Annotated in this window: 13 protein-coding genes; 7 read left to right on the top strand and 6 right to left on the bottom strand. The window is 71.3% G+C overall.

The features are described 5' to 3' along the window. On the bottom strand, nt 1–483 hold a 483-nt coding region (locus tag ACZ4FV_RS06135; protein WP_465321972.1), incomplete at its 3' end, for a glycoside hydrolase family 78 protein. A 167-nt stretch (nt 484–650) separates the two neighbouring features. Between ACZ4FV_RS06135 and ACZ4FV_RS06130 the strand changes: the two genes are divergently transcribed. Together ACZ4FV_RS06130 and ACZ4FV_RS06125 are read left to right on the top strand one after the other, a co-directional pair. Continuing rightward, on the top strand, nt 651–3,164 hold the full coding sequence (locus ACZ4FV_RS06130; protein WP_395869040.1) for a DEAD/DEAH box helicase: 2,514 nt from the start codon (nt 651–653) through the stop codon (nt 3,162–3,164). A 33-nt stretch (nt 3,165–3,197) separates the two neighbouring features. After that, nucleotides 3,198–3,584: a hypothetical protein gene (locus ACZ4FV_RS06125; RefSeq protein ID WP_395869038.1), complete on the top strand. Its 387-nt coding sequence runs from the start codon at nt 3,198–3,200 to the stop codon at nt 3,582–3,584. 88 nt (nt 3,585–3,672) lie between these two features. On the opposite strand, the gene ACZ4FV_RS06120 is transcribed toward ACZ4FV_RS06125, so the two are convergent. Together ACZ4FV_RS06120 and ACZ4FV_RS06115 are read right to left on the bottom strand one after the other, a co-directional pair. Beyond that, a complete protein-coding gene (locus ACZ4FV_RS06120; RefSeq protein ID WP_395869036.1) occupies nt 3,673–4,992 on the bottom strand; it encodes an ammonium transporter in 1,320 nt (439 codons plus the stop codon). A gap of 212 nt (nt 4,993–5,204) precedes the next feature. Then, nucleotides 5,205–6,098, bottom strand: coding sequence for an IclR family transcriptional regulator (locus tag ACZ4FV_RS06115; protein WP_465321970.1), 894 nt, complete (start codon nt 6,096–6,098; stop codon nt 5,205–5,207). A gap of 119 nt (nt 6,099–6,217) precedes the next feature. Between ACZ4FV_RS06115 and ACZ4FV_RS06110 the strand changes: the two genes are divergently transcribed. The 4 genes from ACZ4FV_RS06110 (at nt 6,218) to ACZ4FV_RS06095 (ending at nt 11,576) form a co-directional block, all read left to right on the top strand. Further along, nucleotides 6,218–7,330, top strand: coding sequence for an LLM class flavin-dependent oxidoreductase (locus ACZ4FV_RS06110; protein ID WP_395869031.1), 1,113 nt, complete (start codon nt 6,218–6,220; stop codon nt 7,328–7,330). Nucleotides 7,331–7,368: 38 nt separating this feature from the next. Further along, on the top strand, nt 7,369–8,967 hold the full coding sequence (locus tag ACZ4FV_RS06105; RefSeq protein ID WP_465321969.1) for an alpha/beta hydrolase: 1,599 nt from the start codon (nt 7,369–7,371) through the stop codon (nt 8,965–8,967). Between the two features lie 119 nt (nt 8,968–9,086). After that, the gene (locus ACZ4FV_RS06100; protein ID WP_395869027.1) at nt 9,087–11,039 is read left to right on the top strand and encodes a TerD family protein; all 1,953 of its coding nucleotides are present in this window, start codon (nt 9,087–9,089) and stop codon (nt 11,037–11,039) included. Between the two features lie 102 nt (nt 11,040–11,141). Then, on the top strand, nt 11,142–11,576 hold the full coding sequence (locus ACZ4FV_RS06095) for an SRPBCC family protein (protein ID WP_395869025.1): 435 nt from the start codon (nt 11,142–11,144) through the stop codon (nt 11,574–11,576). Between the two features lie 96 nt (nt 11,577–11,672). Here the strand turns inward: ACZ4FV_RS06095 and ACZ4FV_RS06090 are convergent, their stop codons facing one another. Together ACZ4FV_RS06090 and ACZ4FV_RS06085 are read right to left on the bottom strand one after the other, a co-directional pair. Then, on the bottom strand, nt 11,673–12,392 hold the full coding sequence (locus tag ACZ4FV_RS06090) for a M50 family metallopeptidase (protein WP_395869023.1): 720 nt from the start codon (nt 12,390–12,392) through the stop codon (nt 11,673–11,675). 85 nt (nt 12,393–12,477) lie between these two features. Then, nucleotides 12,478–13,482 (bottom strand): FHA domain-containing protein, encoded by a 1,005-nt coding sequence (locus ACZ4FV_RS06085; protein WP_465321967.1) that lies wholly within the window; start codon nt 13,480–13,482, stop codon nt 12,478–12,480. Nucleotides 13,483–13,663: 181 nt separating this feature from the next. Here ACZ4FV_RS06085 and ACZ4FV_RS06080 point away from each other — a divergent pair, with 181 nt between their 5' ends. Then, nucleotides 13,664–14,455: an ATP-grasp domain-containing protein gene (locus ACZ4FV_RS06080; protein WP_402239948.1), complete on the top strand. Its 792-nt coding sequence runs from the start codon at nt 13,664–13,666 to the stop codon at nt 14,453–14,455. 52 nt (nt 14,456–14,507) lie between these two features. On the opposite strand, the gene ACZ4FV_RS06075 is transcribed toward ACZ4FV_RS06080, so the two are convergent. Continuing rightward, nucleotides 14,508–14,987, bottom strand: a complete 480-nt coding sequence (locus tag ACZ4FV_RS06075; protein ID WP_465321965.1) for a hypothetical protein — start codon at nt 14,985–14,987, stop codon at nt 14,508–14,510. Nucleotides 14,988–15,267: the final 280 nt, after the last annotated feature.

The raw sequence follows: 15,267 nt of genomic DNA, 5'->3' as shown, positions 1-15,267 counted from the left end.
TTGTGGTGTGCGGGTGGCTTGCGGTGCGTAGTCCTGGGGCGTCGGGCGGGCCGTCCACCGGGTTTTGGGGCTCCAGGGGGAGTCGTGGCCGTGGGTGTCGCGGATTCGGACGGTCCAGTAGTAGGTCGCGCCCGGTTCGTAGCGGAAGCCCGATGGGCGGATGCCCGTATGTCGGGTGGAGTGGACCAGGCCGCTGTCCCAGGCGTTCGGGTCCACGCCGCCGCGGGTGATCGTGTCGACGGCGTAGGGATCGGTCGAGACGACCAGGCGGTAGCCGGCCTGAGGAGGGGTCCTCCCGACCGGGCGTAACGTCCAGCCGATCCCGCCGGTGTCCCCGTTCGGGTCGTACGGCAGCGCCTCCACCGTCGGTGCGACGTCGGATGCGGCGGTCCGGCCGTGGGTCGTGCAGCCGAGCAGGCCGGCCGCCAGGGTTCCCGCGAACGCCACGCGCCCCAACTGCCCCATGCGTCGTGCGGGCCTCACGAGCACCCCTGTCCCCGGTGACGGATGATCACCGCGACCCTAGGGATGTGACACGCGTCACCGGAAGCCGGGCGGCCCGGCGCCCGGACCGCCCGCGGCGACGCGCGGGGATCGGCGGTATCCGGGTTGCGTGCGGGCGCGGGGCCGGGAGCAGGCAGGATAGACGGGTGACTCTCATCGATCTGCTCCCCGCCGAGGCCGACCCCGACGCCCTGTACGAAGCCTTCGCGGCGTACGCGGAAGAGCGCGGCCTCACCCTGTATCCCGCGCAGGAAGAGGCGCTGATCGAGCTGGTCTCGGGCAACAACGTGATCCTGAATACGCCGACCGGCTCGGGGAAGAGCCTGGTCGCCGCCGGCGGGCACTTCGCGGCGATGGCCCGCAAGGAGCGCAGCTTCTACACCGCGCCGATCAAGGCGCTGGTCTCGGAGAAGTTCTTCGACCTGGTGGCCCAGTTCGGCACCGAGAACGTCGGCATGATGACCGGCGACGCCTCGGTCAACGCGACCGCGCCGATCATCTGCTGTACCGCCGAGGTGCTGGCCAACATCGCGCTGCGCGACGGCGCGGACGCGGACGTCGGCTTCGTGGTGATGGACGAGTTCCACTATTACGGCGACCCGGATCGGGGCTGGGCCTGGCAGATCCCGCTGATCGAACTGCCGAAGGCGCAGTTCCTGCTGATGTCCGCGACGCTCGGCGACATGGACCGCTTCCGGAGCGACCTCAAGCGGCGCACCGGTCGGACCACCGCGATCGTCAAGTCGGCCACCCGCCCGGTCCCGCTGTACTTCTCCTATCGGGTCACTCCGCTGCACGAGACCATCGAGGAGCTGCTGACCACGCGTGAGGCGCCGATCTACATCGTGCACTTCACCCAGGCGTCGGCGGTCGAGCGGGCCCAGTCGCTGATGAGCATCAACATGTGCACGCGCGCGGAGAAGGACCAGATCGCGTCGGTGATCGGCGGTTTCCGGTTCACCACCAAGTTCGGCCGGCAGCTCTCGCGGTGGGTGCGGCACGGGATCGGTGTGCACCACGCGGGCATGCTGCCCAAGTACCGCCGGCTGGTGGAGCGCCTGGCCCAGGCCGGTCTGCTCAAGGTGATCTGCGGTACGGACACGCTGGGCGTCGGGGTCAACGTGCCGATCCGCACGGTGTTGTTCACCGCGTTGTCCAAGTACGACGGCCAGCGGGTGCGCCGGCTGCGGGCGCGCGAGTTCCACCAGATCGCCGGGCGGGCCGGGCGGGCCGGCTTCGACACGGTGGGCAACGTGGTCGCGCAGGCCCCCGAGTACGAGATCGAGAACATCAAGGCGCTGGCCAAGGCCGGGGACGACCCGAAGAAGCGCCGCAAGGTGGTCCGCAAGAAGGCCCCCGAGGGCTTCGTCGGCTGGAACGAGGAGACCTACACCAGGCTCCAGGAGGCCGAGCCGGAGCCGTTGGCGTCGCGCTTCCGGGTCACCCACGCGATGCTGCTCGCGGTGATCAACCGGCCCGGCAACGCGTTCGAGGCGATGCGGCACCTGCTCACCGACAACGACGAGCCGCGCGCCCAACAGTTGCGGCACATCCGGCAGGCCATCGCGATCTATCGCTCGCTTTTGGACGGCGGCGTGGTGGAGAAGCTCGCCGAGGCGGACGAGGAGGGCCGGACCGTCCGCCTCACCGTGGACCTCCAAGCCGACTTCGCGCTCAACCAGCCGCTGTCCACCTTCGCGCTGGCCGCGTTCGACCTGCTCGACCCGGAGGCACCGACCTACGCGCTGGACGTGCTCTCGGTGGTCGAGGCCACGCTCGACGATCCGCGCCAGATCCTCGCCGCGCAGCTCAACAAGGCCAAGGGCGAGGCGGTCGGGCAGATGAAGGCGGACGGGATCGAGTACGAGGAGCGGATGGAGCGCCTCGCCGACATCCAATACCCGCGCCCGCTAGAGGAGTTGCTCGAACACGCCTACGCGATCTACATGCGCAGCCACCCTTGGGTCGGTGACCACCCGCTGTCGCCCAAGTCGATCGTGCGGGACATGTACGAGCGGGCGATGACCTTCGGCGACTACGTCGGCTGGTACGAACTCGCGCGCACCGAGGGCATCGTGCTGCGCTACCTGGCGAGCGCCTACAAGGCGCTCAACCAGACCGTGCCGGACGACGCGAAGAACGAGGACCTGCACGATCTGATCGCGTGGCTGGGCGAGTTGGTCCGCCAGGTCGACTCCAGCCTGCTCGACGAGTGGGAGAAGCTGGCCAATCCGGACGCGACCCAGGAGGAACTCGACGACATCGAGGGCCGCACCACGCCGGTCACCGCGAACGAGCGGGCGTTTCGGGTGCTGGTGCGCAACGCGCTCTTTCGTCGGGTGGAACTCGCGGCGTTGCGGCGCTACTTCCAGCTCGGCGAGCTGTCCGAGCAGGAGGGCGACGGCAACTGGGACGCGGAGCGCTGGCAGGACGCGCTGGAGGGTTATTGGGACGAGCACGACTCGATCGGCACCGGTCCCGACGCGCGCGGCCCCAAGCTCATGCAGATCACCAAGGAGGACTCCGCGTGGCGGGTCCGCCAGGTGTTCGACGACCCGGCCCAGGACCACGACTGGGGGATCACCGCCGAGGTGGACCTGACCGAGTCGGACGAGACCGGGCGCGCGGTGTTGCGGGTGGTCGCGGTCGACCGGATGTGAACCCGGGGCCCGGCGTTGGGGCAGACTGGGCCCATGACGAAGAAGCGGTCCACCGTCGACGCACACGGTTCGATCCTGTCCTGGCGCTCGCACAACTCGGTGTTGTCGATCGCGTCGGAAGGCTCGGTGTTGTCGATCGGGTCGGTGGGTTCGGTGTTGTCGGTGGGCTCGGTCGGCTCCGCGCTGTCCCTCGGCTCGATCGGCTCGGCGCTCTCCGCCGCGTCGATCGGCTCCTACCTGGGGGCGGCATCGGCGTTCTCGGCCCAGTCGGTGTGGTCCGCCTTCTCGATCCAGTCCAGCGGCGCCGTCTTCGACCACCACAACGCCCGAAAGCTCGCCGCCCGCCGAGCGCTCCTGCCGGCGAGCGCCGCGATCGCCGGCCTCGCCACGGCGGCAATCCTGGTCCGCCGATCGCGCTGACCCCCTCGGCCGTACGCGCCGGCCCGGCCGCTCCTGAGCGCCGGCCGTACGCGGACGCGGCCGAAAGGAGCCCGACCGGCGAGTCGGCTCAGTCCGCGTCGAGGCCCTCGGCCGGTTGGGTGCCGGGGCGGAAGGGCATGCTGCCGGTTCGTTTGGTGCCGGCGAACGCGGTGAGGTCGTAGGCCGTTTCGGCGTGTACCGCCAGATCCAGGCCCAGTTGTTCGTGGTCGGCGTGGGCGCGGAAGCCGATGGTGCGGTCGATCGCCTTGGCGATCGTGTACGTGACGCCGAAGGAGAACGCGGAGACCACCACGATCGCCACCAACTGCTTGCCGAGCAGCGCGGCGCCGCCGCCGTGCAGCAGGCCCTCCGGGCCGCCGGTGACGTCCTTGGCCGCGAACAGGCCGATCAGCAGCGTGCCGACCACGCCGCCGACGTAGTGCACGCCGACCACGTCGAGCGAGTCGTCGTAGCCGAAGCGGTGCTTCCAGCCCACCGCGAAGCTGCACAGGACACCCGCCGCCAGGCCGATCACCAGTGCGCCGGGCAGGTCCACCACGCCGCAGGCCGGGGTGATCGCGACCAGGCCGGCGACCGCGCCGGAGGCGGCGCCGAGCGTGGTGGCGTGTCCGTCCCGGCGCTTCTCCACCGCGAGCCAGCCGATCAGCGCGGTGCACCCGGCCGCCTGCGTGTTCACCAGTGCCTGTGCGGCCAGGCCGTTCGCGCCCAGCGCCGAGCCGCCGTTGAAGCCGAACCAGCCGAACCACAGCAGACCCGCGCCGAGCACCACGAGCGGCAGGTTGTGCGGTCGCATCGGATCCCGCTTGAAGCCGATCCGGGGGCCGAGCACCAGGGCCACCGCCATGCCCGCGGCGCCGCAGTTGATCTCGACCACCAGGCCGCCCGCGAAGTCGAGCGCGCCGAGCCGGTGCGCGATCCACCCGTTCGGCCCCCACACCCAGTGCGCGAGCGGTACGTACACGCACAGCACCCACACCGCGCAGAAGAGCACCCACGCCTTGAACCGGGTGCGGTCCGCGATCGCCCCGGAGATCAGTGCCACGGTCAGGATCGCGAAGGTCAACTGGAAGGCCATGAACAGCAGCTCGGGCACCGTGCCGTGCAGGTCGGTGGGCTTGATGCCGGCCATGAACGGCTTGTCGAGCGCGCCGAGCAGTCCGCCGCCCAGATCGTCGCCGAACGCCAGGCCGTAGCCGAAGGCGATCCACACCACGGTCACCACGGCGATCGCCACGAAGCTCATCATCAGCATGTTCAGCACGCTCTTGGCCCGGACCATGCCGCCGTAGAAGATCGCCAGGGCGGGGGTCATCAGCAGCACGAGCGCGGTGGCCACGAGCAGCCACGCGGTGTCTCCGGCGTTCAGGGCGTCGGTCGCGACGGTCATGCGGCTCCCTCGTGGGCCTGATCTGGTCTCAGGTCAGGGTGGGCAGGCCGAGTTTCCTGGCGTATACCTCGGTGTTACGCGCGGGTTAAGGAACCCGCCCCGTGTTACGCGCGCATTGCCCGACGATGAGCGAGTGCGCACGCGGTGAGCGGGTCGACACGTACGTGAAACACGACCCGCCCGGCGGGGCGAGTGCCCGATCGGCGCCCGGCCTACTCCGGTACCCGGCCGCCCGAGCGGCGGGTCACCAGCCGCGCGACCGAGCCCAATCGTTCGCCGTGGGCCATCACCTGACGGCCCGTCACGCCCTTGAGCCCGTTCAGGGTGAGAGCGACCGCGACCCGGCCGGCGGCGTCGAAGACCGGGGCGACCAGGGTCGAGATGTCGTAGACGGTGTCCGGGTCCACCGCGATCAGCTCGTACTCCTCCTCGCCCAGCGCGGCGGCCAACTCGGCCAACCGGTCACGCAGCAGCGCGGCCTCGCGCGGATGTTCGGCCATACGCTCCAGCGTGCCGCCGATCCGGGTCCGGGTCGGGCTGTCCAGGGTGATCGAGTACCCGCGCTCGCGGACCGCGGCCAGGGTGGGCGGCAGATGCACCCGGGCCGTACCGCGCACACGCTCGTCCAGCCGGTCCAACCACGCGTCGACCTCGGCCGGCGCCGACCACGCGTGGAAGACCTGGCCGAGCGGCGGCACCATGCGCAACCGCTGACCGACCCGGACGTCGGCCGAGGCCAACTGCGGCCGGCCCTCCACGGCCAGGATGACGATCTCGTCACCCACCGCGACGCTGGCGATCAGCTCGGTGGCGAACTCGTCGGCCAGCCCGCCCATCTCGGCCCGGGCCAGGTCCACCGCCCGATTGCCGCGCAGCGCCGCGTCGCCGAGCGCGACCAGGGCCGGGCCCAGCTCGTAGGTCTTGCGGCGCGGATGCCGGACCAGGTAGCCGGCGTCCTCCAGGGCCTGAAGCACCGACAGGGCGGACGCGAGGTTGATGCCCAGGGCGGAGTGCAGCTCGGACAGCGTGTAGGCGTCGCCCGGGTGGGCGGCGAAGAAGTTCAGGATCTCCACCGCGCGACCGGCGGCGAGGGCGGGACGGACCATGACGGCGACTTTCCGACCCGGCGGGCACCTTGTGGCCGGTACCTGGGCGGGTCACACTCGGGACCACGGAATACGGGATTCGAAAACATTTTTCAGCATATCGAAAATGGGGTGCTCCGATGAAGCTCGACGTGCTCTACGAAGTGGACGTGCCGCGCCCGTGGCACGGTGAACACCCCTACGGCCAGCGGCGCGAGGAGCAGCGCGCGTATCGCGAGGCGATCGAGCAGATCCGGCTGGCCGACCGGGTCGGGTTCCACACCGTCTGGGCGGTCGAGCACCACTTTCGCGAGGGCCGCTCGCACATGCCCGCCTCGGAGGTCTTCCTGGGCCACCTGGCCGGGATCACCGAGCGGATCCGGATGGGCTTCGGCGTCACGCTGACCCCGTTCGGCTTCACCCCGCCGCAGCGGATCGCGGAGAAGGTCGCGACCGTGGACATCCTGTCCGGCGGCCGGGTCGAGTGGGGCACCGGCCGCTCCACCCCGATGGAGCAGACCGCGTTCGGCGTGGACATCGCCAAGTCCCGGGACGACTGGCGCGAGGCGATCGAGATCGTCACCGGCATGTGGCGCGAGGAGTACTTCGAGTACGAGTCGGAGCGGTTCTCCTTCCCGCGCCGGATGGTCACCCCCAAGCCGTTCCAGGACCCGCACCCACCGTGCTGGATGGCAGCCACCTCGCAGGGTTCGGCGGAGATCGCCGGTCGCAACGGGCTGGGCATGTTGTCCTTCTCGATCATGCAGCCGTTGGAGACGATGGCCGCCCAGGTCGCCGCCTACCGCGCGGCGGCGGCGAACCCGACCCCGCTCACCGACGTGACCACGAACAAGGTCGCGGCCTACACGCTGGTGCACACCACCGGGAGCAAGCAGGTCGACCGGCGGGTCTGGGACTCGGTCGCGTGGTGGTACAAGAACCTGGCCATGTTCACCCTCGAATGGGAACTGCCGCACCTGTCCCCGGCCGAGCAGGACAAGACCTTCCCGCTGCTCAAGCCGATGTTCGAGGGCAACGTCCCGGTGGAGACCTTCGACGCGGCGGACATGATCGTGATCGGTGACGTGGAGACCTGCGTACGCAAGATGAAGCGCTACGCGGACCTGGGGGTGGACGAACTGATCTGCTACGTCCAGTGGGGCTTCCTGGAACACCAGGACATCCTGCGGACGATCGAAATCCTCGGCAAAGAGGTCATTCCGGAACTGGAGAAGTATCAGCCAAACAAATAGTGGGCACAGTCGGTCGGTTACTGATAATCCTTGGCGCCGTGACCACCTCCATATACGCGTCGCGCCTGCGACGCATCGCTCCCGTCGGCCTCGCCCTCGTGCTGGCCGCCGGGTGCGGCGGCTCCGGCGGCGGAGCCGAGTCGAAGACCGAGCGGCGGCCCACCGCCGCGCCTTCGCCCACCGGTACCGCCACCGCGAGCACCCCGACGGCCAAGCCGATCGGTGCGGACGACCCGGCGCTCAAGGAGTTCTACGGCCGGAAGCCGGCCTGGGCAAAGTGCGCCGACGACAAGGCCACCAAGGCGGACGAAAGCCTGCTGGAGTGCGCGAAGTTGCGGGTGCCGCTGGACTACGCGAATCCGGCGGCCGAGGCGATCGAGGTGCAGGCGTACCGCAAGAAGGCCACGGGGGAGCGGCTGGGCGTGCTGGCCGTCGACCCCGGCGGCCCGGGATCGGGCGTGCTGCGCATGGTGGCCGGGTTCGGGCAACGCCCGGCGCTCGCCGAACGCTACGACGTGGTCGGCATCGACCCGCGCGGCACCGGTGACAGCAACCCGGTCACCTGCGTCGACAACGCCGGCATCGACCGGCTGCGCGGCCTCGACCCGACCCCGGACGACGCGGCCGAACTGGCCTCGATCTCGGCGTTCTACGCGGAGTTCGCCGACGGCTGCACCGCGCGCGGCGGCAAGCTGCTCGCGCACCTGGGCACCCGGGAGGTGGTGGGCGACCTCGACGTCCTGCGCGGTGCGCTGGGCGAGGACAAGCTCAACTACTTCGGCTACTCCTACGGCACCTTCCTCGGCGCCGTGTACCTGGAGACGTTCCCGGGCCACAGCGGCCGGATGGTGCTGGACGCGCCGATGAACCCTGCACTGGACCGGGTCGCGGCCGCGCGCAGCCAGGCCCGCGGCTTCGAACAGACCTTCCGGGCCTTCCTGGCCGACTGCCTGAAGCAGTCGGACTGCCCGTTCGACGGCACGGTCGACGAAGCGGTGCGCACCCTCGCCGACCGGCTGCACAAGCTGGGCGAGAAGCCCTTCAAGGCCGCGGGCGGTCGCACCATCGGCGAGGGTGAGGCCGTCAACGCGATCTCCCAGGCGGTCTACAGCGAACAGGCCTGGAAGGACCTGCGCGCGACCCTGGCGATCTACCTGGGCGACGACGCGCGCCGGGCCGCCTCGGCCACCGACTACTGGCTGGGCCGCGAGGAGGACGGCTCCTACCCGCGCGACCACGCCGCGGCCAATGTGACGATCAACTGTGCCGACGGACGGCAGTTGACCATCGCCGAGGCCGACGCGCTGGCCAAGGAACTGGCCGACCCGCTGCCGATCACCGGACCCGGCGTGGCCTGGTCCTTCGCCGCGCAGTGCCGACCGGCCGGCGCCGATCGGGCCCGCCCGATCAGCGCGCCGACCGCGCCGCCGGTGCTGATCGTCGGTTCCACGGGCGACCCGGCGACGCCGTACGAGCAGGCCCAGGCGCTCACCCCGCAACTGCCCGGCGCGGTCCTGCTCACCCGCGAGGCCAACGGGCACGGCTCCTACAACCGCGGGAACACGTGCGTGGACACCGCGGTGGAGACCTACCTGATCAAGGGCGAACTGCCGGCGGCCGGTACACGCTGCACGTGACCCGGGCGGACATCCGTCGAAACCGTCGGTGCCGCACGATGTCGAGCGGGCTCGCACACCGCGCCCCGGATTGCGCGCTCTGCCCGGCACGTTCCACCGGCGCGTTGTACGGTCCGTGAGTGACAGTCACATCCCTGGTTCCCTGGCCCGCCGACTACCCCGGCGACTACGCGGTCGTCGACGTCGAGACCACCGGGCTGCGAAGTTCGGATCGCATCGTCTCGGTCGCCGTGGAGTTACTCGACCGAGCCGGTACGGTGACCGACCGCTGGTCGACGCTGGTGGACCCGCGACGCGATCCCGGACCGGTGCACATCCACGGCCTGACCCCGGAACGGCTCGCGGGCGCGCCCACGTTCGACCGGATCGCCGACGACCTGGCCGAGTACCTCGCCGGACGAGTCCTGGTCGCGCACAACGCGCCGTTCGACTGGGGCATGTTGACCGCGGAGTTCGGCCGTCTGGACACGCCGTGGCCGATGCGGCGGCGGTTGTGCACGATGGCGCTGGCCCGGCACCTGGAACTGCCGATCGGCGACTACCGACTGGCCACCCTCGCGGCGCACTACCGGGTGCGGCAACTGCGCGCGCACGACGCGGTGGACGACGCCCGGGTGCTCGGCGAGATCTTCCGGTACAGCCTGCACGAAGCGGCGGGCGCCGGCCTGCCGCTGCCGCTGACCGTGCCGGACGCCGGCTCCGGGCTGCGCCGCGCCGCCGCCGCCCGCACGCGCCGTCCCGAGCGGTCGGTGTCGGCCAAGGCGCCCTGCCCGTGGACGAATCCGGGCCGGCTCGACCTCGGGGTGGGGCTGATCCAGGGCATGCGGGTGGCGTTCACCGGCGGGGGCGGCCGATCGCGCGAGGAGTCGGAGCGGCGGGCGACCGAGGCCGGTCTGTACGTGGCGACCTCGGTCAGCGGGAAGACCTCGGTGCTGGTGACCGACGACGCGGGCAGCGGCAGCGGCAAGAACCGCAAGGCCGCGCAACTGGGTACACCGGTGATCGACGAGGCCACGTTCGCGCGCTTGTTGGCGCGGGTGTCGCCGGGCACGGCGGTGGCCCGCCCGACGGCGGCGCCGGTGGTCGCGCCGGCGGTGCTTCCGGCGCCCCGTACGGAGCCCGACCCGGAGCCCGAGACGGATCGCGGGCCGGCATCCGTGGCCGGCGCGGCCGGTGCGATCCAGGCGCCCGTCCCGGCCGAGGCGCCGAGCGCGCCCCCGTCGGGCCCGGCCCCGGTCGCTCCGCCGCGCGTCCCCATTCGCCCGACGGTGCGTCAGGTCCTGGTCCTCCAGGGCCGGGACGAGCACGGCGAGGGCGGCCGGGTGCGCCAACTCGTCCTCGACTCCGGCGCTCGGCTCCGGATCAACCTCACCTCGACCGTGGACACCGTGGTGGTGCTGCCCGGCGCGGCGACCGATCCCCGGATCGCCCGGGCGCGGGCGTTCGGCGCGGTGTGCCTGACCGAGGCGCAATGGCACGCCTCACTCGCCGACGCGCCCGAGTCCGGCCCCCGAGCCGAGCCCGGGGCCGGCCCGGCCGGTAGGGGCGACAACCTCCCGCGCGGCGGCACCGTGCAACTGCCCGGCGGCGCCGACCCGGGCCGGTGGACGCTGAACGCGTCCTGGGCCTGGGAGCGCCCGGACGAGGACATCGACATCGTGGCCTTTCTGCTCGACGAGCACGAACGGGTACGCGGCGACGCCGATTTCGTGTTCTGGAACCAACCGGCCACCCCGTCGGAGACGGTCGCCCTCGACGCGTCCGGCCCGGCCGAGCAGACGGTCACGCTCGAACTGGATGCGCTGCCACGTGACGTACGTCGCGTCGTCATCGCGGCCTCGGTCGACGGAGCGAGCACATTCGCGGCGGTCGGGCCGATCGAGATCGACGTGGCGCCTTTCCAGGCCACCTCGTTCGTCCGCTCGGTGCTCGACGCCGCCACCGTCGAACGGGTGTTGCTGCTGGGCACGTTCTACCGCCACGGCGCCGGCTGGAAGTTCCGTACGGAGGGCCAGGGCTACGAGTTCGACCTCGCCGCACTGGCAGGCTCGTTCGGCGTGGAGATCGCCTGAGACCCGTTGCCGACCGGCCGCTGGGGGGAGTGCGATTCGGTACCCGGGCGGCGGAGTGGTTTGCTTGACCCGGCCGACAGCAATCGAGGGCAAGGAGTGGTCATGGCGCAGGTCAGGGCAACCGCACAGACGACTGTGGCGGCGAAACCGGAAACGGTTTTCGCGGCCGTCGCCGATTACGCGGACGTGCGGCCCAAGCTGCTCACCGAGCACTTCTCGGAGTACGACGTGCGCGAGGGCGGCAAGGGCGCCGGCACGGTGGCGCACTGGCGGCTGCAGGCCACGAGCAAGCGGTCGCGAGACTGCCTGGTGACGGTCACCGAGCCGGCCCCCCTGACGCTGGTGGAGACCGACGCCAACTCGTCGATGGTCACCACGTGGACCGTGTCGCCGGCGGGCGCGGGCAGCCGGGTCGAGGTCGTCACGGTGTGGAACGGGGCGGGCGGCATCGGGGGCTTCTTCGAGAAGACCTTCGCGCCCGCCGGGCTCAAGCGGATCTACGACGGCGTGCTCGCGAAGCTGCCCGACGCGCTCTGATCGCGGGTTCCACGAGACGTGGGACGACGCCGGCCGGCCCCACCGCGAGGTGGAGCCGGCCGGCGTCGGGCCGATCGTTTTGGTGTGCGGCAGCGCTCAGGTGAGCAGCGAGCCCGCGCCGATGCCCAGGGCCGCGGCCGAGACCAGGCCGAAGAAGCCGACCCACACCGTCCCGGGGATCTTGGTCAGGTCGGCGAGCTGATCCGCGTCCGACCACGGCGCGCGGCCACGACCGCGCATTTGCTGAAGCTCGAAGACCGGCCGCACCCCGGACACCAGCAGGAACCACACCAGCAGGTACGCGAACGCCGCCTGGATCCGCGCACTGGCCAGCCAGGAGATCGCGAAGATCACCCCGCCGGTGGTCAGCAGCACCAGCGCGCCGAACCAGTTGCGTATCGCGATGAACATCAGCGCGAGCAGCACCAGCGCCACCCACAACACCATGGTGATGTGCGCGCCCGCGAGCAGCGCCGCACCACCCGCGCCCAGGATGGACGGCGTGATGTAGCCGGCCATCGCGGTGAAGATCATGCCCAGGCCCGTCGGCTTGCCCACCGACACGGTCACCCCGGAGGTGTCCGAGTGCAGTCGGATGCCGGACAATCGGCGCCCGCTGAGCAGCGCGACCATCGCGTGCCCGCCTTCGTGCGCGATCGTCACGACCGAGCGCAGCGGTCGCCAGGTCGGGCGGTACAGCACCACCACGACCGCGACCGCCCCGGTCACGAGCGCGAGCCAACTCGGCGGATCCGGTTGGGTTCCGACCACCCGGTCCCACAGGTCCTGCAACGACACCGTGTCGACGCTGCTCACGCCACCCCTCTCGTCTCACGTCCGCCCCCGCCCCGCCTCGAACGCTACCGCCCGCCGAGCCCTGCGGTTCGCGCCCGCCCCCGGCTCATCCCCGCGGTACGGCCCGCCGCGCCACGTGCTCGGTGTGCTCGACGTCGCGCGGCGCGGCCTTCGGGTCGAAGTCGTGCGCGCCGACCTCGACGCGCACACCGCCGCCGAGCACGAGCCGGTCGCGCGGGGCGAGCATCTCCTCCACGTCGACGGCCAACGGCCGACCGGGTTCGTGGCCGGCTCCGTTCCAGCGCTCGATCTCGGTGCCGTTGGCCGAACCCAGGTCGACCGCGAGCACCCGCTCACCGGCGCGTCCGGTCGCGAAGCGCAGCAGTAGGTGCTGCCGGCTGACGTAGCGCACCGCCTCGCCGAATCGGTGCTGCCGGGTGCCCAGGTTGTAGCCGTTCGCGATCCGGCCCCGGCCCAGGACCAGATTGATGCCCAACTCCAGCGGCAGGCGTTCGATCGACTCGCCGGTGGCGTGGTCGGCCAACTCCACCTGTCGGGTCGCCCGCCGGGGGCCCTGGGCCGCGAGCACACTCGCGCACTCCGGGCAGAGCGCCCGCGCGCCGACGTCCACGCGCGGCCACACCGGGATCAGGCCCGTCCACGTGCGCGCGTACGGACAGCGCGGTTCGATGCACCGCCACCGGGTGTTCAGGATCTCCGGGCCCGGGTGCGGCCGCGCGGACCCGTCGAGCCCTTCGACGTCTTCCTCCGGCGCGAGCGGTCGGAGCGGCTCGGGGTCGATGCCGCGCGGGACGAAGTGCACGCCGTGCTCGTCCTGGTGCCAGTGATGGAAACGTTCCGGGTGCGACCGGACCCACGGATGCCGAGCACGGAAGTCGAGGAAGAGGTCCCCGCTGAGCACGTGCAGCCCCTCGGCCTCGGCGCGTTCGAGCAGGAACGTGTCCGCGACCGCACGCACGCTCACCTCGCCCCGGGCCGCGCGGCGCGACAATTCGCTGCGGTCGGCCGCGTCCAGAGCCGGCAACAGCGCCTTGGCCACCACGAGTTCGACCCGGACGCCGGCACCGTGCCGGGCCCGCCACGCGCTCACGACCGCGTCGAGCCGGGCCGCAAAAGGCCCCTTCGCGCCGATCGGATGAAGCCCTTCGGAGTGACACACATCGGCCACATCCACGATCGCGTTCCACACACCGTCCCCCTGACCGAGCCCTCGTGCAATTCCTATCCGAAACCCGGTCGCCGCGCCGGGCTACACGCCCTAACGTGCGATCGTGATCGAGACCCTGGCCCTGTCCGCGCAAGCCACCACGACCGCAGACCTGTTGGCCCGCGCCGCCGTCGAGCGCGGCATGGCGGTCGCCGTGCTCGACGGTCCGCGGCCCGACCTGCGCGGATCGGCGGTCTACTACGGCGGACCCCGGTTCGCCGACACGGTGGCCGAGTCGCTGGACATAGCTTTGCTGGAGCCGGCCGACCACTGGCTGACCACGCTGGACGAGCGCTGGACCCGGCGGGCGATCACGCGGACGACCATGGCCGAGGCGCGGCGGCTGCGCGTGCCGGCTTTCGTCAAGCCGCCGAGCGACAAGTCGTTCGAGGCGGCCGTGTACGCCGACGGCACCCGACTGCCGCCCGCCGTTCCCGGCGAAACCCCGGTCCTGGTCAGTGAGATCCGGACATTCGTCGCCGAATACCGGCTGTTCGTGTTGGACGGCGTCGTGCACACCGGCTCGCGCTACGCGCGCTTCGGCCGACTCGACCCGCTGCCGCTCACCGAGGATCCGCGGGCCGGCGAACTCCTGGCCTTCGCCGCCGAGATGCTCGCCCACACCGCCGCCGACCTACCCGGCGCGGTCGTGGTGGACGTCGGCCTGGCCGGCACCGCCGACACGGCCGAGGAGTACTGGGTGGTGGTCGAGGCCAACATGGCCTGGTTCAGCAACATCTACGCCGCGGACCCACCCCGCTGCCTCGACGCGATCCGAACCGCCGCCGGTCCGCGCGCCTCGCTACGCCCGACCGACACCCCTTTCGTCCGCCCGTCCCCGCTCACCCACACGTAGTTCGCGCCCGTTTCCGGCTTCGACGGGCCATGGCCTCGGGTGCCGGGGCGGCTCAGGGCGTGGGGCCGGGGCGGTGGGATTCGGCGTGGAGGTAGGCGGCGGCCAAGGTCGGGACGCAGGTCAGGTTGGTGCTCAGGCCCGGGCGCACGATCCAGGTCATCGACGAGCCGGGGTAGGGACGCGGGCCGGGCAGGGTGAGGCAGCCGCCGTGGCCGACGTAGTGGTATCGGGTGCCGTCGGCCGGGCCGACGGCGGGGCCGACGGCGGCGAGCCAGGCCTCGGCGCTGCCGGGGCCGACCAGATAGGCCCACTTGCCCGCGTGTTCCTCGGCGATTACCGCCCCGACGGGTTCGGCGGCGGCCGTGAGCAGGTCGAGCACGGCGGCGCCGAGGTCGACCCGCATCACCACGGCGTCGAACAGACGACCGGTGTCCGCGGCGCGCCGTGCACCCGGGTTGGTCAGCCACGTGTACCGCGTTTCGCGCGGATCGCGGGTGGCGGCGCTGATCCACGCGATCCCTGCCTGGTTCACGCCGGCATCTTGCTCCTGCAGCACGTTCCCTCGCCTCCCAAAGGTCGGGAAAAGGCGCGATCGGTCACTTGCGCGAGCAGCCCGACGGGTGGTCGAGGTGTCGCTGTAAGTAGCGTCCTCGGTGGGCGCAATAAGTGCAAGTCAAACAACTCACTCGACTTGCAGAGTGTCGGACATGAGTACCATGACGGGCGACTCGCCGCGGTGAAGCCCGGAAAAGCCGGTGAAGCCGGTGAAGCCGGTAAAGATGATGAACGGCTCGAAGCCTCGGCGCGGCCGG

Source organism: Embleya sp. NPDC025285 (assembly GCF_055558835.1).
This window is presented reverse-complemented; position numbering and strand designations above follow the sequence as displayed.